Origin of the sequence: Phenylobacterium zucineum HLK1, assembly GCF_000017265.1 — a bacterium.
Lineage (GTDB): Bacteria > Pseudomonadota > Alphaproteobacteria > Caulobacterales > Caulobacteraceae > Phenylobacterium > Phenylobacterium zucineum.
The window spans coordinates 1,880,418-1,899,299 of the sequence record NC_011144.1 but is presented as its reverse complement, the minus strand read 5'-3'; the positions used below and the strand labels follow the sequence as shown (position 1 = coordinate 1,899,299).

Genomic DNA, 18,882 nt, shown 5'->3' with positions numbered 1-18,882 from the left:
TTTGCCGGAGGGATGCAGGCTGAGTGAACGCGCAAATCCGCCTTTCGTCAGGTCAAGCCTTGGCGAGTTCGCCCACGACGAAGGCGTCCTCGCCGTCGCGGACCAGCCCTTCCAGCACGTCTGGCAGGTCCTCGGGACCGACGATCAGCACCAAGCCCACGCCGCAGTTGAAGGTGCGGCGCATCTCCTGCTCGGCGACGCCGCCGGCCGCCTGCAGCCATTCGAAAACCGGGGGAAGGGTCCAGGCGCTCCAGTCGAACTTCGCCTCCAGCCCCTCGGCGATGGCCCGGGGCGGGTTCTCGATCAACCCGCCGCCGGTGATGTGGGCCAGGCCCTTCACGCGGCCCGCCTTCAGGTGCGGCAGCACCGTCTTGATGTAGATGCGCGTCGGCTCGAGCAGGGCGGCGGCCAGGGTCTTGCCCTCGGCGAACGGCGCCGGCGAGTTCCAGGCCAGGCCCGAGCGCTCGACGATGCGCCGGATCAGCGAATAGCCGTTCGAGTGCGGGCCCGACGAGGCGAGGCCGATCAGGATGTCCCCGGGCTTCTGGTCGCCCAGGCGCGGCAGCACCTTGTCGCGGTCGACGGCGCCGACGCAGAAGCCGGCCATGTCGTAGTCGCCCTCGGCGTACATGCCCGGCATCTCGGCCGTCTCGCCGCCGACGAGGGCGCAGCCGGCCTGGCGACAGCCTTCGGCGATGCCGGCCACCACGGCGGCGGCGGCCTCCACGTCGAGCTTCCCGGTGGCGTAGTAGTCCAGGAACATCAGCGGCTCGGCGCCCTGGGCCAGCAGGTCGTTGACGCACATGCCGACGAGGTCGACGCCGACCGTGTCGTGGATGCCGGTCTCGATGGCGACCTTCAGCTTGGTGCCCACCCCGTCGGTCGTCGTGACCAGCAGCGGATCGTCGTAGCCGGCCGCCTTCAGGTCGAAGAGCGCGCCGAATCCGCCCAGCGAAGGTTCGGCCCCCGAGCGGCGCGTGGACTTCGCCAGCGGCTTGATACGCTCGACGAGCGCGTTTCCGGCGTCTATGTCGACGCCCGCCTGGGCGTAGGTGAGACCGTTCGGACGCTCGGACATTCAGGAAGCCTATAAAGGAATTGGAGCCGCGTGCATCGCGCACTTGCAGACTCGGTCGCGCGCGGGGCTATAGCTAATCGATGACGCCCATCACAACCACCGCGGAACTTGAAGCGTTCTGCGCCAAGCTCAAGGGTCAGCCTTTCGTCGCCGTGGACACCGAGTTCATGCGCGAGACGACCTACTGGCCCAAGCTTTGCCTGATCCAGGCCGCAGCCCCCTCCGCGGAAGCCGTCATCGACCCCCTGGCCGACGACATCGACCTCTCGTGCTTCCTCGACATCCTGCGCGACGAGAGCATCCAGAAGGTGTTCCACGCCGCCCGGCAGGACGTGGAAATCTTCAACAACCTCGGCGCCATGCCGAAGCCGCTGTTCGACACCCAGGTGGCGGGCATGGCGGCGGGCTTCGGTGAACAGATCGCCTACGACGCCCTCGTGCGGCAGATGCTGAAGATCGAGATCGACAAGTCCAGCCGGTTCACCGACTGGGCGCGCCGGCCGCTCTCGGACAGCCAGCTGACCTACGCCCTGGCCGACGTGACGCACCTGGCCAAGCTCTACCCCCTGCTGCGCCAGCGGCTGGAGCGGGAGGGGCGGCTGGCCTGGGTCACCGACGAGATGAACGACCTCACGGACCCGGCGAACTACGACGTCGAGCCCGAGAACGCCTGGAAGCGGCTGCGCCCGCGCCGGCACACGGCCAAGTACCTGGCGGTCTACCGTGCCGTCGCCGCCTGGCGCGAGCGGACCGCCCAGCTGCGCGACCAGCCGCGCGGCCGGATCCTGAAGGACGACGCGATCGACGAGATCGCCACGCAGACTCCGACCGACGCCGACGCGCTGGACCGGCTGCGCTCGGTGCCCAAGGGGTTCTCGGGGTCGCGGTTCGGGCCCGACCTCCTGGCCGCCGTCCGCGAGGCGCTGAAGGACCCGGAAGGCTACGCCCCCGTGATCGAGAAGACCCGCCAGCCGGCCTCGCCGGCCGCCGGCGCGGTCGTCGAGCTCCTGAAGGTGCTGCTGAAGGCGCGGGCCGAGGAGGCGGGCGTGGCCTCGAAGCTGATCGCCACCGTCGCCGACCTGGAGCAGATCGCCAACAACGACAACGCCGACACCGCGGCCCTCAAGGGTTGGCGGCGCGAGGCCTTCGGCGAGGACGCCCTGAAGCTGAAGCGCGGCGAGCTGGCCCTGGTGCTGGACGGCGCGCGGGTGCGCGTGGTGGAAGTTCGCCGCGCGCCGAAGGCCGCCTCGGCGGGCTGACCGCAATCCTGAGGATAACCTCAAGGCTTTGAACGCGCGGGCGGATTCCACCGCCGCGGCGCGTTCTCCACAGCCGTTCCACCGGGCGGTCCCAGCGCCATGCACAGGCGCGGCCCGACGTATGCTTGCCGAACGGCGGTATCGGGTGGATCGTGACCTTGCCGAGAGGGACTGCGGCGCGGCGGACCGGGCGACCGGGAAGCCAGGCGGGCAGACGGCTCCTCCGGGACGGGAAGGCAAGGCGACCCCTTCGGGACGAGCTGCACCTCGACGGACTGAAGGGGCTCCGGGAGAACATCGAGGCCGAGCCGGGCGACCGGCGGAGCGGAGATGCCTTCCGACCTCGAAGGCTCAGATCCCCCAACGGATCTGGTTCAGAGGGCGGTGTTCCGGGAAACCGGGGCGCCGCCCTCTTGCTATGCGGCGCGGCCCATCTCGAGCTTGAGCTTCAGCGCCTGGGCCAGGGTCTGGGCCCGCTTGGCCGTCTGTTCCCCCAGCAGCATGTCCTCCCAGCCCGCCAGGGTCGAAAGGTGCAGCCGCCCGGCGTTGAGGCGCAGGCTCGACTTCTCCAGCAGGACCGGATTGCGGCCCGACAGGTCGGCGGCCAGGCGGATCGCCGAGCCGAGCGCCCGCGCCCGCTGGCGCCGGTCCGGGGTCAACAGCCGGCTCACGGCGGACATGTCCGGCGGGGCCGCGGCCGAGGAATGGCGGGAGAAGGCGACGCACGCCAGGAACGCGCGCTCGGGATGGCTCATGCCGGCGATCGGCGCGCGCAGCACCTGCTCGAAGACGAGGGCGTCCCGATGGTCGGGGTGCAGCCGGGCGCCGAGGTCGGCCAGGCGGCAGGCGGCGGCGATCAGCAGCGGCTCGCGCTCGCCGAACACCGGCGGCAGCCCCTCGAACAGCGGGGTGATCCAGGCCTCGATGGCCGGCCCGAGGTCGGGGCCGACGCCGCGCTGGGACGTCAGCGCCTCGCAGCCGGCGATCAGCGGGTCGCGCTCGCGCACCTTCGGCGGCATGGCCTCCAGCAGCATCCCCTCGCGGACCCCATAGGCCGAGATCACGATCCGCTCGATCCCCAGGCGCTCGATCAGGCGGTCCAGCACCAGGGCCGAGTAGGGCAGGGTGTCGAAGCGCTTCTTGGAGAGGCCCTGGATCTTCTCCAGCGAGGTGCGCGACTGGCGCTCGACGAAGCGGCTGACGTCGATCGCGTCGGCGCGGCTCATCTCGTACTGATGGGCGACGTGAAGCGGATAGTCCGCGAGCTGCATGTGCAGCAGGGCGAGGTTGCGCCAGGCGCCGCCGACCGCATGGAACTCCGGCGACCGGAACCGGCCGGCGAGCGGCGCCAGGTGCTCGTCCACGGCCCGGCGGATGCGCTCGACGTCCAGCGGCTTGGGCGCGCCCAGCGCGAAGGGGCCGAGCGGCAGGGTGACTCCCTCCACCGAGGCCTTGCCGTTCAGGCGGATCAGCTCGAGGCTGGAGCCGCCGAGGTCGCCCACGACGCCCTTCGCCAGCGGATCGCCGGCGGTGACGCCGAGGGCGGCGTAGTGGGCCTCCTCGTCGCCCGAGAGGATGCGTACGTCGAGGCCCGCCTCGTCCTTCACCCGCTGCAGGAACGCCCGGCCGTCTGCGGCTTCTCGGACAGCGGCGGTGGCGGCGGTCAGCACCTGGTCGGCGCGCCAGCCTTCCAGCACGGCGCGGAAACGGCGCAGCGCCGCGACCGCGGCCTCGACTCCCTCCGCGGACAGGCGCCCGGTGACGGGCAGGTCCTTGCCCAGGCCCGCGACCACCTTCTCGTTGTAGACGGTCCAGAGCGCGCGGCCGTCCACCCGGTAGATCACCAGGCGGACCGAATTCGAGCCGACGTCGATGACGGCGGCCAGCCGGGAGTCGGGGTGGTTATCCGCGCGGGGCCACATGATCGATCGCGCGCGGCATGTCCTTCACTCGCTGCCCTCGGCCCGAGAGGCTCGGATTGGTCATGAAATACTCGTGCGCGGAAAACGCGTTCGGGTGGTCCCAGGACGGATCCCGCCTATAGCGGCCGTCCGTATCCAGCGTCCAGCTCTGCGCCTCGTCCTTGAGGTTGGCGAGCATGATCTGCTGCAGCACCTGCTGGTGGACCGTGGGGTTCTCGATGGGGGTCAGGCACTCGACCCGGCGGTCGAGGTTGCGCGGCATCCAGTCGGCGGACGAAATGAACACCCGCGACTGGGCCGAGGGCATGGCGTGGCCGTTGGCGAACGCCACGATCCGGGCGTGCTCGAGGAAGCGGCCGACGATCGACTTGACCCGGATGTTCTCGGACAGGCCCGGCACGCCCGGGCGCAGGCAGCAGATCCCGCGCACCACGAGGTCGATGGAAACCCCCGCCTGGCTGGCGGCGTAGAGGGCGTCGATCACCTCGACGTCGACGAGCGCATTGAGCTTGGCCCAGATGCCCGCGGGCAGGCCGGCGCGGGCGTTCTCGGCCTCCTGGCCGATCAGCTGCAGCAGGTCCCGCTTCATGGTGATCGGCGAGAACGACAGCTTCTCCAGGCTCTCGGGCTGGGCGTAGCCGGTCACGAAGTTGAACAGCCGCGCGGAGTCGCGGCCCAGGGCCGGATCGGTCGTGAACAGGGACAGGTCCGTGTAGATGCGCGCCGTGATCGGGTGGTAGTTGCCGGTCCCGAAGTGGCAGTAGGTGCGCAACCCGTCGCCCTCGCGCCGGACCACGGTCGAGAGCTTGGCGTGGGTCTTGTACTCGATGAAGCCGAAGACGACGTGGACGCCGGCGCGCTCCAGGTCCCGCGCCCACTTCAGGTTGGCCTCCTCGTCGAACCGCGCCTTGATCTCCACGACGGCCGTGACGTTCTTGCCGTTGTCGGCCGCCTCGATGAGGGCGGCGACGATCGGGCTGTCCTTGGAGGTGCGGTAGAGCGTCTGCTTGATGGCCAGCACGTTCGGATCGCGCGCCGCCTGGCGCAGGAACTGGACCACCACGTCGAAGCTCTCGAACGGATGGTGGACCAGGATGTCCTTCTCGCGGATGGCCGCGAAGCAGTCGCCGCCGTGGTCGCGGATCCGCTCGGGGAAGCGCGGCTCGAAGGGCTTGAACTTCAGGTCGGGCCGGTCGGGCGGGATGAGCTGCGACAGCTCGTCCAGGCCCAGCAGGCCGTCGATCAGGATGACGTCCTGGGGGTTGGCGTCCAGATTTTCGCAGATGAAGCCGCGCAGCTCCTCGGGCATGGCGGCCTCGATCTCGACGCGGACGACCGAGCCCATGCGCCGCTGCTTCAGCAGGGCCTCGTACTCCCGGACCAGGTCCTCGGCCTCTTCCTCGATCTCGACATCGGAGTCGCGGATCAGGCGGAAGACGCCCTGGCCCTCAACCTCGCAGCCGGGAAACAGGTGGTCGAGGAACAGGCCGACGACCGCCTCCAGAGAAAGGTAGCGGCGCTCGCGCCGGCGCCCGCCCTTGGCCGCGCCGGTCAGCTCCCAGAATCGGGCGACCTGGGCCGGGATCGGCACCAGGGCGTGCAGCCGCCGGCCGTCGGACAGGCGTCGCAGGTTCAGGACCAGCGAGAACGCCAGGTTCGGGATGAACGGGAAGGGGTGCGCCGGGTCGATCGCGAGCGGCGTCAGCACCGGGAACAGCTCAGCGAGGAAGCGCTCCTCCAGCGCCGCCTTCTCGGCGGGCGTGATCTCGCCCATGCCGACGACCCGCAGGCCTTCCTGCGCGAGGTCGCCGGTCAGTTCGCGCCAGCGGGTCTGCTGGTCGGCCATCAGGTCGGCCGCCTCGGCGTTCAGGCGGGCGAGCTGCTCCGAGGGAGTGAGGCCGTCCTGGCTGACCACCCGGACCCGCTCGCGGACCTGCGCCTTCAGGCCCGCGACGCGGACCATGTAGAACTCGTCGAGGTTGTTCGCGCTGATCGCCAGGAAGCGCAGCCGTTCCAGCAGCGGGTGGCGGGGGTTCGTGCTCTCGGCCAGGACCCGGCGGTTGAACGCCAGCCAGGAGAGCTCGCGGTTGAAGAAGCGGCCGGGGGACTTCGCCAGCTCGGCGTCCCATGCATGTTCGGCCCGTGCGCCGTCGTTCGCGGACTGCGAGGCGAGGGGCGCGACATAGGTCATCAGGACCGCTCCGGGACTCCGAGGTTGTTGGCCAGCCTCATGTGGGTGGCCAGTCTTCACTCGAAAAGATCAAGATTTTGACTATCGCCCTCAAGAATCTGCCGGGCAAGCACGCGCGTGACCGGCTTCAGCTCACCATCGCCGGCCTCGTCCAGCTTGCGGACGATCTCCCGCGCGTCCGGAATCGACCGGCCCATGCGCCGCAGCAGGTACGGATAGACCTCCTCGGGCGGGCGAATATTCCGGTCACGGAAGAATTTGCGCAGCACGCCTTCCAGCACCGCGTCGTCGGGGGGCTCGATCTCGGCGACCGCCAGGGCGTTCAACCGCGAGCGCAGGTCGGGCAGGGCCGCGGGCCAGGCCGCCGGCCGGGTGCGCGCGGTGAGCAGCAGCCCGCCGCCCTCGCGCGCCGCCAGATTGATCAGGTGGAACAGCGCCTCGCCGGGAACGCCCTGGTCGACGTCCTCCAGCAGCGCCGGGCGGCCGTCGGCCTGGCGCAGGTCCGGGTCCTCGCGGTCGAGCACGACGGCGCCGGCGGCCTGCGCCCAGGCGCGCGCCAGGTGCGTCTTGCCCGAGCCCTCGGGGCCCACCAGCGCAAGCGCCCGGCCGTGCCACGCCGGCCAGGCGTCCAGCAGCGCCACCGCCTGGGCGTTCGAGGGGCCCACGGCGAATTCGTCACGGGAATAGGCGGCCGGCCGTCCGAGCCTCAGCCGAAGCTGTCGCGCCATGCGCCGTGTCCGAAGGGGAAGGTGACCACGAGCGCCATCTAGCAAGACCGCAGGGCCCCGCGCCACCGCCGCGGGGCGGCGATCCCCGCCATTCACAGCCCCGGAAGTTCGTCCTTGGGCCGCAGGTCGCGCGAGGACATCAGCGTCCAGCCCTCGGCCTTGAGCAGCTCGATGGGCGAGAAGCGGACCTTGTAGTCCATCTTCTCCGAGCCCCGGACCCAGTAGCCGAGATAGACGTAGGGCAGGCCGGCGAGCCCGGCCTGGACCACGTGGTCGAGGATCACGAACGAGCCCAGGCTGCGCCGCCCCAGCGTCGGGTCGTAGAAGCTGTAGACCAGCGACAGGCCGTCGCTCATCAGGTCGACCAGCGCGCAGGCCACGAGTTCGCCCGGTCCGCCGTCCGACGGCCGCGTGCGGTACTCGATGATGTGGGTGCGGACGGCGGTGTCCTCGACCATCGCCACGTAGTCGGGCCAGGTCATCTCGGCCATGCCGCCGTCGGCGTGGCGGGCCAGGAGATAGCGGCGGAGCAGGTCGAACTGCTCCATCGTGGCCTCGGCCTCGACGAGATGCCGTTCGAGATCCTCGTTGCGGGCCAGCACCTTCCGCTCGGAGCGGGAGAAGGCGTAGTCGGTCACCGGCAGCCGCGCCGAGACGCACGCCGAGCAGGCCTCGCAGGCGGGGCGGTAGGCGATGTTCTGCGACCGGCGGAAGCCCACCTGGGTCAGGCTGTCGTTCACGGTGGCCCCGTCCGAGAGGGGCAGGTGGGCGAAGACCTTCCGCTCGTACCGCTCGGGCAGGTACGGGCACGGCGACGGCGCGGTCAGGAAGAACCTGAGCTGTCGGGTCGGAAAATGCTGCGTCACGACAGTGCGACCGCCCCTAAACCAAAGCGCCTCAATGGATTAGGCGTCATGCGGGGCCGTTGCGCAAGGCGCTTCGCTACAACCCCGGGTCCGGCGGAAGAACCGGCGCCTCCCGCAACAACACGATCGCAATGCGACGGTTGCCGGCCAGGGTCGGATCATCGGGATAGAGCGGCTCGGACGCCGCCTTGCCCGAGACCTGGTAGACGCGGTCCGGATCGACCCCCGAGCCCTGCAGGATGCGCCGCGAGGCGTCGGCCCGGGCCGCCGACAGCGGCCAGTCGCTCTCGGCCCGCGAGCCGTTCGCATTGGCGCTGGTGTGGCCGTAGATGCTGACCCGGTTGGGCAGCTGGTTGATCACCTTCGACACCGCACGCAGCAGCAGCTTGGCCCTGTCGTTGGGCTGGGACGAGCCGGCGTTGAACATCGACCGCCCCTCCTGGTCCACGAGCTGGATGCGCAGGCCCTCGGGCGTCTGGTCGATGATGATGTTCTTCGACAGCTCGGCCAGCTCGGGCATGTCCTGCAGCGACTGGCGCAGCGACTGGGCGGCCGAGGCGAACGCGGCCTCCTCGCGCTTCTGGAGCGCGTCGCGCAGCGCCTGGGTCGAGGCGGCTTCCAGGGAGTCGGACTTCGAAGCGTCGCGGTTCTTGCCGTCGTTGGGGTTGCGGCTGTCGGGAGCCAGTTCCTCGATGATCGGGCTGGCGCCCGCGCTCTTGGAGCCGTCGGTCCCCAGGGCGGTGCCGCCCAGGATGCCGCCCGCGCCCGAGCTGGTCTGGGAGACGCTGGCCGGGGCGAAGTAGTCGGCGATGCCCTGCTTCTGCTCGGGGCTGGTGGTGTTGATCAGCCACATCAGCAGGAAGAAGGCCATCATGGCGGTGACGAAGTCGGCGTAGGCGACCTTCCACGCGCCGCCGTGGTGACCGTGGCCGCCGCCCTTCTTCACCTTCTTGATGACGATCGGCTGGTCGCCCACCGACATGGCTCACCCCAGGTTGGCCTGTTACAGGGGGCCAGGGTCGTCGCTGCTCGTTAAGATGCAGCTAAGCTTACGGAGTTCGAGGGGATGAAGGTCGCGTTCGCGGGCCTGGGCGTCATGGGCTTCCCGATGGCGGGGCACCTGGCCAGGGCCGGTCACGAGGTGAGCGTCTACAACCGCAGTCCGGATAAGGCGCGCCGCTGGGTCGAGGCCCATGGCGGCCGGATGGGCGAGACCGCCGCCGAGGCCGCGGCGGGGGCCCAGGTGCTGGCCCTCTGCGTCGGCAACGACGACGACGTGCGCCAGGTGGTGGCGCAGGCGCTGCCCGCCCTGGCCGACGGCGCGGTGATCGTCGACCACACCACCACTTCGGCCGTGGTGGCGCGCGAGATGGCGGCGCTGGCGGCGCAGAGCGGTCGGGCGTTCGTCGACGCGCCGGTTTCCGGCGGCCAGGCGGGCGCCGAGGCCGGCCAGCTGACCATCATGTGCGGCGGGGACGAAGCCGCCTTCGCCAAGGTCGAGCCGGTGATCGCCGCCTACGCCAAGGCCATCCGCCGGATGGGCGGGCCGGGCGCGGGCCAGCTGACCAAGATGGTCAACCAGATCTGCATCGCCGGCGTGGTCCAGGGCCTCGCCGAGGGGCTGCACTTCGCAAGGCGCGCCGGGCTCGACCCGCAGGCGGTCTACGAGGCGATCTCGAAGGGCGCGGCCCAGTCCTGGCAGATGGACAACCGCTGGAAGACCATGAGCGAGGGCAGGTTCGACTTCGGCTTTGCGGTGGACTGGATGCGCAAGGACCTCGGGCTCCTGCTCGACGAGGCGACCCGCAACGGCGCGACGCTGGAGATGACCGCCATGGTCGACCGGTTCTACGCCGAGGTGCAGGCCCTGGGGGGCGCCCGTTGGGACACCTCGAGCCTCGTCGCGCGGCTGGAGAAGCCGGAATGATCCTCAGGACCGAGCGTCTGACGCTGACGCCCCCGACCGAGGCCGACGCGGCCTTCGTCCTGGAGCTGCTGAACGATCCGGGCTGGATCGCCAACATCGGCGACCGCGGCGTGCGCACCGAGGACGAGGCCCGCACCTACATCGCCGAGCGGTTCTCGAAGAGCCCTTGGTTCGTGGTGCGCAATGCCGCCGGCGAGGCCATGGGTATGTGCGGAATCGTCGTGGGCCGGGAGGGGCTGGATTCCCCCGACATCGGCTACGCTTTCCTCGAGCGGCACGCCGGCCAGGGCTACGCCACGGAGGCGGCGCGCGTTGTCCTCGCCCACGCCCGCGAGGCGATGGGGCTGGCGAAGGTCGCGGCGATCACTTCGGTGGACAACACGGCTTCGCAGCGGGTGCTGGAGAAGATCGGCCTGCGCTTCGTCGAGGTCATCCAGCTTCCGGGGGTCCCGGAGCAGAGCGCCTATTTCACGACGTAAGGGGCAACGCGATGGGGGCCGCGACACGGACGATCGAGGCGAACGGCTTCCGCTTCGCCGTGGACGAGGCGGGGCAGGGCGACCACCTGGCCCTGTGCCTGCACGGCTTTCCCGAGAGCCGCTTTTCCTGGCGCTTCCAGCTGCCGCTGCTGGCGGAGCTGGGCTACCGCGCCTGGGCGCCGGACCTGCGTGGCTACGGCGAGACGGAGCCCAGGCCGCAGGACGTCGCCAGCTACCGGATCGAGCGGCTGCTGGTGGACGTGGCCGCCCTGATCGACGCCAGCGGCGCGCGCCGGGTCACCCTGATCGGCCACGACTGGGGGGCGGGCCTGGCCTGGGCCTTCGCCGCCAACCGCGTGCGGCCGCTGGAGCGGCTGGTGATCATGAACGTGCCGCACCCAGCGGTGTTCGCGAAGGTGATCCGCCGCTCGCCGCGCCAGTTGCTGCGGTCCTGGTACATGTTCCTGTTCCAGATTCCCGGCCTGCCCGAATGGCTGAACACCGCGGGCGACGCCCGCGCGATCCGGCGGGCCTTCCGCGGGATGGCCGTGGACAAGACCCGCTTCCCCGACGAGGTGCTGGACCGCTACGCCCACGACGCCCGGCGTCCCGGTGCGATGACGGGGATGGTCAACTGGTACCGCGCGGTCATGCGCCACCCGGGCCTGATGGCCGGCCCCTGGCCGAAGATCGAGACGCCGACCCTGGTCGTCTGGGGCGAGGCGGATGCGGCTCTCGGCCTGGAAACACTCGACGGAACCGATACTTACGTCGAAAACCTCACGATCCGGCGCCTCCCGGGCGTCTCCCACTGGGTCCAGCAGGAAGCGCCCGAACAGGTGAACGCCATCCTGCGGGAGTGGCTCAGCGGAACGGCCTGATCGCGGGCAGGATCTCGCGCTCCAGCACCGGCGCGAGCAGGACGTCCGGCGCCTGCGGGTCGATCCAGCGGAGGTCCTCGATCTCGGCCGCGCACGCGGGCTCGCCTTCGATCTCCGCCGCATAGGGGCGGGAGCGTACGGTGCGGCCGGGCTCGTTGGCCGCGGGCGCCTCGAAGACGCCGAGCGGGCGGGCCGAGAGCAGGCTTACGCCCAGTTCCTCCGCCAGCTCTCGGGCGAGAGCCGCCAGGTCGTCCTCGCCCGGCTCGGGCTTGCCGCCCGGCAGCATGAAGCGCTGCGTCCCGCGCTTGCGGACCACGAGCAGACGGCCGGCGCCGTCGCGGACGACCGCGCCGACGACCTCGACGATCACGCGCCCAGGAGGCGCGCCGCCCGGGGCGCGAAGTAGGTGATGACCCCGGCGGCGCCGGCCCGCTTGAAGGCGCCGAGGCTCTCCAGGATGGCGCGTTCCTCGTCCAGCCACCCGTTCTGGGCCGCCGCCATCAGCATGGCGTACTCGCCCGAGACCTGGAACGCGAAGGTCGGCAGGGCGAACTCGTCGACCACCCGGCGGACGATGTCGAGGTAGGGCAGGCCGGGCTTCACCATCACCATGTCGGCGCCCTCGGCGATGTCGAGGGCCACCTCGCGCAGGGCCTCGTCCGTGTTGGCGGGGTCCATCTGGTAGGTCTTCTTGTCGCCGGGGTTGTCCACCGAGCCGGTCCCCAGCTTTCCGGAGCCGATGGCGTCCCGGTAGGGGCCGTAGAACGCCGAGGCGTACTTGGCGGCGTAGGACATGATCATCACGTCCTGCAGCCCCTCGGCCTCCAGCGCGCTACGCAGCGCCCCGACGCGGCCGTCCATCATGTCGGACGGGGCGAGGATGTCGCAGCCGGCCTTCGCCTGCACCAGCGCCTGGGCGACCAGGGCCTCGATGGTCGCGTCGTTGAGGATGCGGCCGCCCTCGATCAGGCCGTCGTGGCCGTGGTCGGTGAAGGGGTCGAGCGCCACGTCGCACATGATCCCCACTTCGGGGGCGGCGTCCTTCATCGCCTTGACGGCGTTGCAGACGAGGCCGTTGGGATCGGCCGCCCGGCTGCCGCGGGCGTCCTTCTTGGCGCCGTCGATGTGCGGGAAGACGGCGATGGCCGGGATGCCGAGGGCCTTGGCTTCCTTCGCGGCCTGGGCGGCGTCCTTCACCGACAGGCGGGTCACGCCCGGCATGGAGGCCACGCGGATCTCGCCCTCGCCCTCGTGGACGACCATCGACCAGATCAGGTCGGCCGGCGTGAGCACGGTCTCGCGGACGAGGCGGCGGATCCAGTCGGCCTGGCGCAGGCGGCGCAGGCGGAGCGCGGGGTAGGCGGCGAGGGGAGCGCGGGTCATGGCCGGGCTTTGGACCCTGAAGGCCCCGGAAGGCAAGACCCTCCCGCCGTGCTAAGGCGACGCTCAAAAGGGGAGGCAAGAACATGACCCTGAGCTACGACCTCTACTGGTCGTTCCGGTCGCCGTACTCGTACATGGTGACGCCGCGGCTGCTGGAGCTCGAGACCACGCACGACGTCCGCTGCAATGTCCGGCCGGTCTATCCGCTGGCGGTGCGCACGCCCGAGTTCTTCGAACAGCAGGACCCGCTCTGGCTGCGCTACTTCATGGTCGACGTGTTCCGCGAGGCGGCGTTCCGCGGCCTGCCGTTCCGCTGGCCCCGGCCCGACCCGGTGCAGCGCAACGAGGCGCACGGCTATCGCATCCCCCAGCCCTACATCCATCGCCTGACGCACTTGGGCGTCGCGGCGGCCGAGCGGGGGCGGGGCCTGCCGTTTCTGGCCGAGGCCTCCCACGTGATCTGGAGCGGCGAGGTGGAGGGCTGGCACGAGGGGGATCACCTCGCCCGCGCCGCCGAACGGGCTGGCCTCGACTGGGCCGAGATGTCCGCCGCGGTGGACGCCGATCCCGACCGCTTCCGGCAGATCGTGGATACGAACCAGACGGACCAGCGCGAGGCCGGCCACTGGGGCGTGCCGATGATGGTCTTCGGCGGCGAGCCGTTCTTCGGCCAGGACCGGTTCGACCAGATGGTCTGGCGGATGCGCCAGCAGGGCCTTCGGCCCCGGGCCGCTCCCCCAACGGCAGATTGACACCACGTCATGGGCGGGCGAACTCCCCGCCCATGGACTTCAACCTGACGGAAGATCAGCGGGCGATCGAGGACGCGGCGCGCGCCTTCGCCGCCGCTGAGCTCGCGCCCCATTCGGCGCGCTGGGACGAGGAGAAGCACTTACCCGTCGACGTCATGCGCAAGGCGGCCGAGCTGGGCTTCGCCGGCCTCTACGTGCGCGACGACGTGGGCGGCTCGGCGCTCTCCCGGCTCGACGCCTCCATCGTCTTCGAGCAGCTCTCCTACGGCGACGTCGCGGTGGCGGCCTTCATCTCGATCCACAACATGGCTTCGTGGATGATCGACCGGTTCGGCTCGGAGGAGCTGCGCCGGCGGTTCCTGCCCAGGCTGACGACGATGGAGCTCATCGCCTCGTACTGCCTGACCGAGCCGGGCGCCGGCTCGGACGCGGCCTCGCTGCAGACCAGCGCGCGCAGCGATGGCGGCGAATACGTCCTGAACGGCTCCAAGGCCTTCATCTCGGGCGCCGGGACTTCCGACGTCTACGTCGTGATGGCCCGGACGGGCGGGGAGGGCGCCGGCGGCGTCTCCACCTTCGTCGTCGAGAAGGATACGCCCGGTCTCTCCTTCGGCGCCCAGGAGCGGAAGATGGGCTGGAACGCCCAGCCGACCGCCCTGGTCCACTTCGACAACTGCCGCGTGCCCGAGGCGAACCGGGTCGGCGACGAGGGCCAGGGGTTCAAGATCGCCATGGCCGGACTCGACGGCGGGCGGATCAACATCGCCTCGTGCTCGCTGGGCGGGGCGGCGCTGGCCTTCGACACGGCCAAGGCGCACCTCGAGACCCGCAGGCAGTTCGGCCGGGCGCTGCGCGAGTTCCAGGGTCTGCAGTGGCGCCTCGCCGACATGGCGACCGAGCTGGAGGCGGCGCGCCTGATGGTCCGCCGCGCCGCCCACGCCCTCGACAACAAGGATCCGAAGGCCACCCAGTACTGCGCCATGGCCAAGCGCTTCGCGACCGACGCCGGCTTCGAGGTAGCGAACCAGGCGCTGCAGCTGCACGGCGGCTATGGCTACCTGCGCGACTATCCGCTGGAGCGGATCGTCCGCGACCTGCGCGTCCACCAGATCCTCGAAGGCGCCAACGAGGTCATGCGCGTGATCACCGCCCGGGAGCTGTTCCGTCCATGAGCGAGCCTGAAGTCCTCTGCCGCATCGAAGGCCGCGTCGGGCGCATCACCCTGAACCGGCCGCAGGCGCTGCACGCGCTGACGACGCGGATGTGCCGGGACATCACCGACGCCCTGCTGGGCTGGAAGGACGATCCGGCGGTCGAGCTGGTGCTCCTCGACCACTCCGGCGAGCGCGGCTTCTGCGCGGGCGGCGACATCCGCATGCTGGCCGAAAGCGGCCAGGGCGACGGCTCGGCGGCCCGCGAGTTCTTCTTCACCGAATACCGGCTGAACGAGCTGCTGTTCCGCTATCCGAAGACCACGGTGGCGATCATGGACGGCGTCACCATGGGCGGCGGCGTGGGCCTGTCGCGGCCCTGCCGCTTCCGGGTGGCGACCGAGCGCACCACCTTCGCCATGCCCGAGACCGGCATCGGCCTGTTCCCTGACGTCGGCGGCGGCTGGTACCTTTCCCGGATGCCCGACCACATCGGCCTGTGGCTGGCGCTGACCGGCGCGCGGATCAAGGCGGCCGACTGCGAGCTGATCGGCGTCGCCACCGACTATGTCGAGAGCGCCAAGGTCGCCGAGCTGAAGGCGGGGATCCTCGCCGATCCGTCCGGCGCCGAGACCCTGCTGACCGAGCTGGAGGGCGATGCGGGCCGCCCGCCGATCGCCGCCCACCAGGACGAGATAGCCAGGCTCTTCTCCGGCGACAGCGTCGAGGCGATCGTGGCCGCCCTGGAGGGCGCCGGGACCGAATGGGCCGCCGAGCAGCTGAAGATCCTGCGAACCAAGTCGCCACAGACGATGAAGGTCGCCTTCCGCCAGCTGCGGCTCGGCGCGCGCTGCGCGACCTTCGCCGAGAACATGGCCATGGAGTACCGGATCGGCGCCCGCGTCGTTCAGAAGCACGACTTCATCGAGGGCGTGCGGGCGGTGATCGTCGAAAAGGACAACGCCCCCAGGTGGAACCCCGCCAGCCTCGAGGGCGTCACCGAGGCCATGCTGGACGAGATCTTCGCGCCGCTGCCGGCCGACCAGGAATGGTCGCCGCTGCCCTGAGGATTCGGCCGCCAACAGACTGAAATTCATGAGGAAGCCATGACCCGTATCGCATTCATCGGCCTGGGCAACATGGGCGGGGGCATGGCGGCGAACCAGGCGAAGGCCGGCCGCACGGTCGCCGCGTTCGACCTCTCGGCCGCGGCGCTGGAGAAGGCGGCCGGCGCCGGCTGCACGCCCGCCGGCTCGGTGGCCGAGGCCGTGAAGGACGCCGAGGCGGTCATCACCATGCTGCCGGCCGGGCCGCATGTCCGTTCCGTCTACGCCGAGCAGGTGCTCCCGCACGCGCCCAAGTCGGCCCTGCTGATCGACTGCTCCACCATCGACGTGGAAAGCGCGCGCGCGGTGGCCGGGCAGGCCAAGGCCCAGGGCTTCCGTTTCGCCGATGCGCCGGTCTCCGGCGGGACGGCGGCGGCCGAGGCTGGGACGCTGGCTTTCATGGTCGGCTGCGACGAGGCCGACTTCGCCGAGGTGGAGCGAATCATCGCGCCGATGAGCCGCGCCACGATCCGCGCCGGCGACCACGGGGCGGGGCAGGCGGCCAAGATCTGCAACAACATGGTGCTCGGCATCTCGATGATAGGGGTGTGCGAGGCCCTGGCGCTGGCCGAGAAGCTCGGGCTGGACCCGGTGAAGTTCTACGAGATCAGCTCCCAGTCCTCCGGCCAGTGCTGGAGCCTGACGAGCTACTGCCCCTGGCCGGGGCCGGTGCCGGCCGCGCCGTCCAACCGCGGCTACGAGGGCGGCTTCGCCACGGCCATGATGCTGAAGGACCTCAAGCTGGCGCAGGAGGCGGCGGCCAGGGCCGGCGCGGCGGCGCCGCTGGGGGCGGCGGCGGAAGGCCTCTATGCGCTGTTCGACCGCCTCGGCGGGGGCGGCAAGGACTTCTCGGCCATCCTCGAGCTGCTGCGGGGCAATGCGCCGCAGGGGACCTGAGGACGCTCCCCGGCTCCTGATCGCCGTTCACGAATTCTCAGGGTCCGTCCACGAAGCCTCGGACGACCCGCGACCCGATTTTATGGACAATGTGAAATCGCGGCGCCAAAAGGCGGGCATATTTCAGGGGCCGGTCCTCAGCGCGAGATCGTCGAACGCGGCGGGCCGGGATTGAAGTCCATGGATTACAGGGTCGCCTTCCGCACCGCCTTGGAGAACATCCGTTCCGAGGGCCGTTACCGGGTGTTCGCGGACCTGAAGCGGCATCGCGGGGCGTTCCCGCGGGCGACCTGGACGCGGGCCGACGGCTCCGAATCGGACGTCGTGGTCTGGTGCTCGAACGACTACCTGGGCCAGGGCCAGAACCCGGTGGTGCTGGACGCCATGCACCGGGCGATCGAGGCGGCCGGGGCCGGCTCGGGCGGCACCCGCAACATCTCGGGCACGACGCACTATCACGTGGAGCTGGAGCGCGAGCTCGCCGACCTGCACGGCAAGGAGGCGGCGCTGCTGTTCACCTCGGGCTACGTCTCCAACGAGGCGACGCTGTCGACGCTCTACAAGATCCTGCCGGGCCTGGTGGTCTTCTCCGACGCCCTGAACCACAACTCGATGATCTCGGGCATCCGGGCGGGCAAGCGCGAGCAGCGGCACGTCTTCCGCCACAACGACCTGGCGCACCTGGAGGAGCTGCTGGCCGCCGCCGATCCGGCCGCGCCCAAGCTGATCGCCTTCGAGAGCGTCTATTCCATGGACGGCGACATCGCCGACCTGCCGGCCATGGTGGCCCTGGCCCGGAAGTACGGCGCCATGACCTACCTGGACGAGGTCCATGCGGTGGGCATGTACGGCCCCCGCGGCGCGGGCGTGGCCGAGCGTGACGGGGTGATGGACCAGATCGACATCGTCGAGGGCACCCTGGGCAAGGCCTTCGGGGTGATGGGCGGCTACATCGCCGCCGACGCGGTGATCGTCGACGCCATCCGCAGCTACGCCGACGGCTTCATCTTCACGACCTCGCTGCCGCCCGCGCTGGCCGCAGGCGCCGCCGCCTCGATCCGCTGGCTGAAGGAACACGACGAGGTCCGAACCGCCCACCAGGAGCGCGCCGCGACCCTGAAGGCCAAGATGCGCGCCGCCGGCCTGCCGGTGATGGACAGCGTCTCCCACATCGTGCCGGTGCTGGTGGGCGATCCCGTCCACTGCAAGATGATCAGCGACATCCTGCTGGAAGACCACGGGATCTACGTCCAGCCGATCAATTACCCCACCGTGCCGCGCGGAACCGAGCGGCTGCGCTTCACGCCCAGCCCCGCCCATACCGACGCCATGATGGACGCCCTCGTCGCCGCCCTCGAAACGCTGTGGGTCCGCTGCAACGTCAAGCGCGTGGGCGGCGTCGCGGCCTAGCGGCCGCACCGGATCAGAAGACGTCGGTCACCCGGCAGACGGCGCTCCAGCCGCCCTTGAACGTGGCGAGCTGGACGACCGCCACCTCGTGCACCACCCCGCGGCTTTCGACCGTGAACAGGTCGCCCAGCCGGGGCGCCAGGGGGTCGACCGACCAGATCGCCACCTCGCGGCGGGTGTCGAGCTCCTCGTCCAGGATCTCGTAGCCGCTCTCGCTGAACGGGCGCAGGGCGGGGTCGGTCTTCAGCTGGGGCATTACTTCCTCCGTCGGACCCCGCGGCCCAGCCCGATCTTCTTGGCGAAGTCCGAGCGGCGGGCGGCGTAGGCCGGGGCGACCATGGGATAGTCGGGCGGCAGGCCCCAGCGACGGCGGTATTCGTCGGGGCTCATGTTGTAGCGGGACCGCAGGTACCGCTTCAGCATCTTCAGCTTCTTCCCGTCCTCGAGGCAGACGATGTAGTCGTGCTGGACGGACCGGCCGATGGGGACCGCCGGCTTGGGGCGTTCCTCGGGCGTGGGCGCGGACGGGCCGCGGGTGAGTTGCTCGAGCGTCTGGTGGACGGTTCGGATGATGTCCGGGACCTGTTCGGCCGAGACCGCGTTGCGGCTGACATAGGCGGCGACGATGCCTGCGCCGAGGCGCAGGATGTCCTCTCCCGACGGAGCCCCGGAGTCGGGTCCAACGCTCATGAAACCCCCTTTTTCCACGCTGCACAGATGAGCCGGCGCGCTCTACGGCTGCACCTCGGCCCAAGCCGCTCAACGCCGGGCGCCGAGGTTGGTTCCCGCGCGCCCGTGCGCGGTTGGAACCGGCGCGGCGAAGGAGTAAAGAACGCCCTCCGCCGGAAGACT

Annotated in this window: 19 protein-coding genes; 9 read left to right on the top strand and 10 right to left on the bottom strand. The window is 70.5% G+C overall.

Translation table 11 applies throughout. From position 1 onward, the window contains the following. Positions 1-52: 52 nt before the first annotated feature. Positions 53-1,078 carry a phosphoribosylformylglycinamidine cyclo-ligase gene (purM, locus tag PHZ_RS09345; protein ID WP_012522246.1) on the bottom strand — a complete coding sequence of 342 codons (1,026 nt, stop codon included), beginning with the start codon at positions 1,076-1,078 and terminating at the stop codon, positions 53-55. A gap of 80 nt (positions 1,079-1,158) precedes the next feature. On the opposite strand from purM, the gene rnd reads away from it, so the two are divergent. Then, on the top strand, positions 1,159-2,337 hold the full coding sequence (gene rnd / locus PHZ_RS09340) for a ribonuclease D (protein ID WP_012522245.1): 1,179 nt from the start codon (positions 1,159-1,161) through the stop codon (positions 2,335-2,337). Positions 2,338-2,753: 416 nt separating this feature from the next. Here rnd and PHZ_RS09335 read toward each other — a convergent pair whose 3' ends face one another. From PHZ_RS09335 to PHZ_RS09315, 5 genes are all read right to left on the bottom strand, one after another. After that, a complete protein-coding gene (locus tag PHZ_RS09335) occupies positions 2,754-4,259 on the bottom strand; it encodes a Ppx/GppA phosphatase family protein (protein ID WP_012522244.1) in 1,506 nt (501 codons plus the stop codon). Beyond that, entirely contained in the window at positions 4,240-6,450 is a 2,211-nt protein-coding gene (locus PHZ_RS09330; protein WP_041373394.1) for an RNA degradosome polyphosphate kinase, read from the bottom strand. Before PHZ_RS09330 ends, PHZ_RS09335 begins: the two co-directional genes overlap by 20 nt. A gap of 56 nt (positions 6,451-6,506) precedes the next feature. Continuing rightward, positions 6,507-7,178 (bottom strand): P-loop NTPase family protein, encoded by a 672-nt coding sequence (locus PHZ_RS09325; protein ID WP_041373393.1) that lies wholly within the window; start codon positions 7,176-7,178, stop codon positions 6,507-6,509. Between the two features lie 92 nt (positions 7,179-7,270). Continuing rightward, positions 7,271-8,044 carry an arginyltransferase gene (locus tag PHZ_RS09320; protein WP_012522241.1) on the bottom strand — a complete coding sequence of 258 codons (774 nt, stop codon included), beginning with the start codon at positions 8,042-8,044 and terminating at the stop codon, positions 7,271-7,273. A gap of 76 nt (positions 8,045-8,120) precedes the next feature. Next, positions 8,121-9,026 (bottom strand): flagellar motor protein MotB, encoded by a 906-nt coding sequence (locus PHZ_RS09315; protein WP_012522240.1) that lies wholly within the window; start codon positions 9,024-9,026, stop codon positions 8,121-8,123. An 84-nt stretch (positions 9,027-9,110) separates the two neighbouring features. Here PHZ_RS09315 and PHZ_RS09310 point away from each other — a divergent pair, with 84 nt between their 5' ends. From PHZ_RS09310 to PHZ_RS09300, 3 genes are read left to right on the top strand one after another with little or no spacing between them, the layout of a single operon-like run. After that, the gene (locus tag PHZ_RS09310) at positions 9,111-9,971 is read left to right on the top strand and encodes an NAD(P)-dependent oxidoreductase (protein ID WP_012522239.1); all 861 of its coding nucleotides are present in this window, start codon (positions 9,111-9,113) and stop codon (positions 9,969-9,971) included. Beyond that, on the top strand, positions 9,968-10,450 hold the full coding sequence (locus tag PHZ_RS09305; protein WP_012522238.1) for a GNAT family N-acetyltransferase: 483 nt from the start codon (positions 9,968-9,970) through the stop codon (positions 10,448-10,450). Before PHZ_RS09310 ends, PHZ_RS09305 begins: the two co-directional genes overlap by 4 nt. A gap of 11 nt (positions 10,451-10,461) precedes the next feature. Then, on the top strand, positions 10,462-11,331 hold the full coding sequence (locus tag PHZ_RS09300) for an alpha/beta fold hydrolase (protein ID WP_012522237.1): 870 nt from the start codon (positions 10,462-10,464) through the stop codon (positions 11,329-11,331). Here the strand turns inward: PHZ_RS09300 and PHZ_RS09295 are convergent. Together PHZ_RS09295 and hemB are read right to left on the bottom strand one after the other, a co-directional pair. Beyond that, positions 11,315-11,701 carry an NUDIX hydrolase gene (locus tag PHZ_RS09295; protein ID WP_012522236.1) on the bottom strand — a complete coding sequence of 129 codons (387 nt, stop codon included), beginning with the start codon at positions 11,699-11,701 and terminating at the stop codon, positions 11,315-11,317. The two genes, PHZ_RS09300 and PHZ_RS09295, sit on opposite strands and share 17 nt — an antisense overlap. Beyond that, the gene (hemB, locus tag PHZ_RS09290; RefSeq protein ID WP_012522235.1) at positions 11,698-12,714 is read right to left on the bottom strand and encodes a porphobilinogen synthase; all 1,017 of its coding nucleotides are present in this window, start codon (positions 12,712-12,714) and stop codon (positions 11,698-11,700) included. The genes PHZ_RS09295 and hemB overlap by 4 nt, the downstream gene beginning before the upstream one ends. Positions 12,715-12,797: 83 nt before the next feature. Between hemB and PHZ_RS09285 the strand changes: the two genes are divergently transcribed. The 5 genes from PHZ_RS09285 to hemA all read left to right on the top strand — a co-directional run bounded on the left by PHZ_RS09285 (position 12,798) and on the right by hemA (position 18,030). Then, positions 12,798-13,466, top strand: coding sequence for a 2-hydroxychromene-2-carboxylate isomerase (locus PHZ_RS09285; RefSeq protein ID WP_012522234.1), 669 nt, complete (start codon positions 12,798-12,800; stop codon positions 13,464-13,466). 32 nt (positions 13,467-13,498) lie between these two features. Beyond that, positions 13,499-14,638, top strand: coding sequence for an isobutyryl-CoA dehydrogenase (locus PHZ_RS09280; RefSeq protein WP_012522233.1), 1,140 nt, complete (start codon positions 13,499-13,501; stop codon positions 14,636-14,638). Further along, positions 14,635-15,684, top strand: coding sequence for an enoyl-CoA hydratase/isomerase family protein (locus tag PHZ_RS09275; RefSeq protein WP_012522232.1), 1,050 nt, complete (start codon positions 14,635-14,637; stop codon positions 15,682-15,684). Before PHZ_RS09280 ends, PHZ_RS09275 begins: the two co-directional genes overlap by 4 nt. Before the next feature lie 24 nt (positions 15,685-15,708). After that, positions 15,709-16,620, top strand: coding sequence for a 3-hydroxyisobutyrate dehydrogenase (gene mmsB, locus PHZ_RS09270; RefSeq protein ID WP_269079169.1), 912 nt, complete (start codon positions 15,709-15,711; stop codon positions 16,618-16,620). Between the two features lie 180 nt (positions 16,621-16,800). Further along, the gene (gene hemA / locus PHZ_RS09265; RefSeq protein ID WP_012522230.1) at positions 16,801-18,030 is read left to right on the top strand and encodes a 5-aminolevulinate synthase; all 1,230 of its coding nucleotides are present in this window, start codon (positions 16,801-16,803) and stop codon (positions 18,028-18,030) included. Between the two features lie 13 nt (positions 18,031-18,043). On the opposite strand, the gene PHZ_RS09260 is transcribed toward hemA, so the two are convergent. Beyond that, positions 18,044-18,286 carry a hypothetical protein gene (locus PHZ_RS09260; RefSeq protein ID WP_041373392.1) on the bottom strand — a complete coding sequence of 81 codons (243 nt, stop codon included), beginning with the start codon at positions 18,284-18,286 and terminating at the stop codon, positions 18,044-18,046. Continuing rightward, complete coding sequence (locus PHZ_RS09255; RefSeq protein WP_041373391.1) at positions 18,286-18,720, bottom strand: MucR family transcriptional regulator; 435 nt, start codon at positions 18,718-18,720, stop codon at positions 18,286-18,288. The genes PHZ_RS09260 and PHZ_RS09255 overlap by 1 nt, the downstream gene beginning before the upstream one ends. Positions 18,721-18,882: the final 162 nt, after the last annotated feature.

Bases quoted from the DNA above. Each gene is read 5' to 3' on its own strand.
- purM (WP_012522246.1), bottom strand. From the start codon at position 1,078: ATGTCCGAGCGTCCGAACGGTCTCACCTACGCCCAGGCGGGCGTCGAC.
- rnd (WP_012522245.1), top strand. From the start codon at position 1,159: ATGACGCCCATCACAACCACCGCGGAACTTGAAGCGTTCTGCGCCAAG.
- PHZ_RS09335 (WP_012522244.1), bottom strand. From the start codon at position 4,259: ATGTGGCCCCGCGCGGATAACCACCCCGACTCCCGGCTGGCCGCCGTC.
- PHZ_RS09330 (WP_041373394.1), bottom strand. From the start codon at position 6,450: ATGACCTATGTCGCGCCCCTCGCCTCGCAGTCCGCGAACGACGGCGCA.
- PHZ_RS09325 (WP_041373393.1), bottom strand. From the start codon at position 7,178: ATGGCGCGACAGCTTCGGCTGAGGCTCGGACGGCCGGCCGCCTATTCC.
- PHZ_RS09315 (WP_012522240.1), bottom strand. From the start codon at position 9,026: ATGTCGGTGGGCGACCAGCCGATCGTCATCAAGAAGGTGAAGAAGGGC.
- PHZ_RS09310 (WP_012522239.1), top strand. From the start codon at position 9,111: ATGAAGGTCGCGTTCGCGGGCCTGGGCGTCATGGGCTTCCCGATGGCG.
- PHZ_RS09305 (WP_012522238.1), top strand. From the start codon at position 9,968: ATGATCCTCAGGACCGAGCGTCTGACGCTGACGCCCCCGACCGAGGCC.
- PHZ_RS09300 (WP_012522237.1), top strand. From the start codon at position 10,462: ATGGGGGCCGCGACACGGACGATCGAGGCGAACGGCTTCCGCTTCGCC.
- hemB (WP_012522235.1), bottom strand. From the start codon at position 12,714: ATGACCCGCGCTCCCCTCGCCGCCTACCCCGCGCTCCGCCTGCGCCGC.
- PHZ_RS09285 (WP_012522234.1), top strand. From the start codon at position 12,798: ATGACCCTGAGCTACGACCTCTACTGGTCGTTCCGGTCGCCGTACTCG.
- PHZ_RS09280 (WP_012522233.1), top strand. From the start codon at position 13,499: ATGGACTTCAACCTGACGGAAGATCAGCGGGCGATCGAGGACGCGGCG.
- PHZ_RS09275 (WP_012522232.1), top strand. From the start codon at position 14,635: ATGAGCGAGCCTGAAGTCCTCTGCCGCATCGAAGGCCGCGTCGGGCGC.
- hemA (WP_012522230.1), top strand. From the start codon at position 16,801: ATGGATTACAGGGTCGCCTTCCGCACCGCCTTGGAGAACATCCGTTCC.
- PHZ_RS09260 (WP_041373392.1), bottom strand. From the start codon at position 18,286: ATGCCCCAGCTGAAGACCGACCCCGCCCTGCGCCCGTTCAGCGAGAGC.
- PHZ_RS09255 (WP_041373391.1), bottom strand. From the start codon at position 18,720: ATGAGCGTTGGACCCGACTCCGGGGCTCCGTCGGGAGAGGACATCCTG.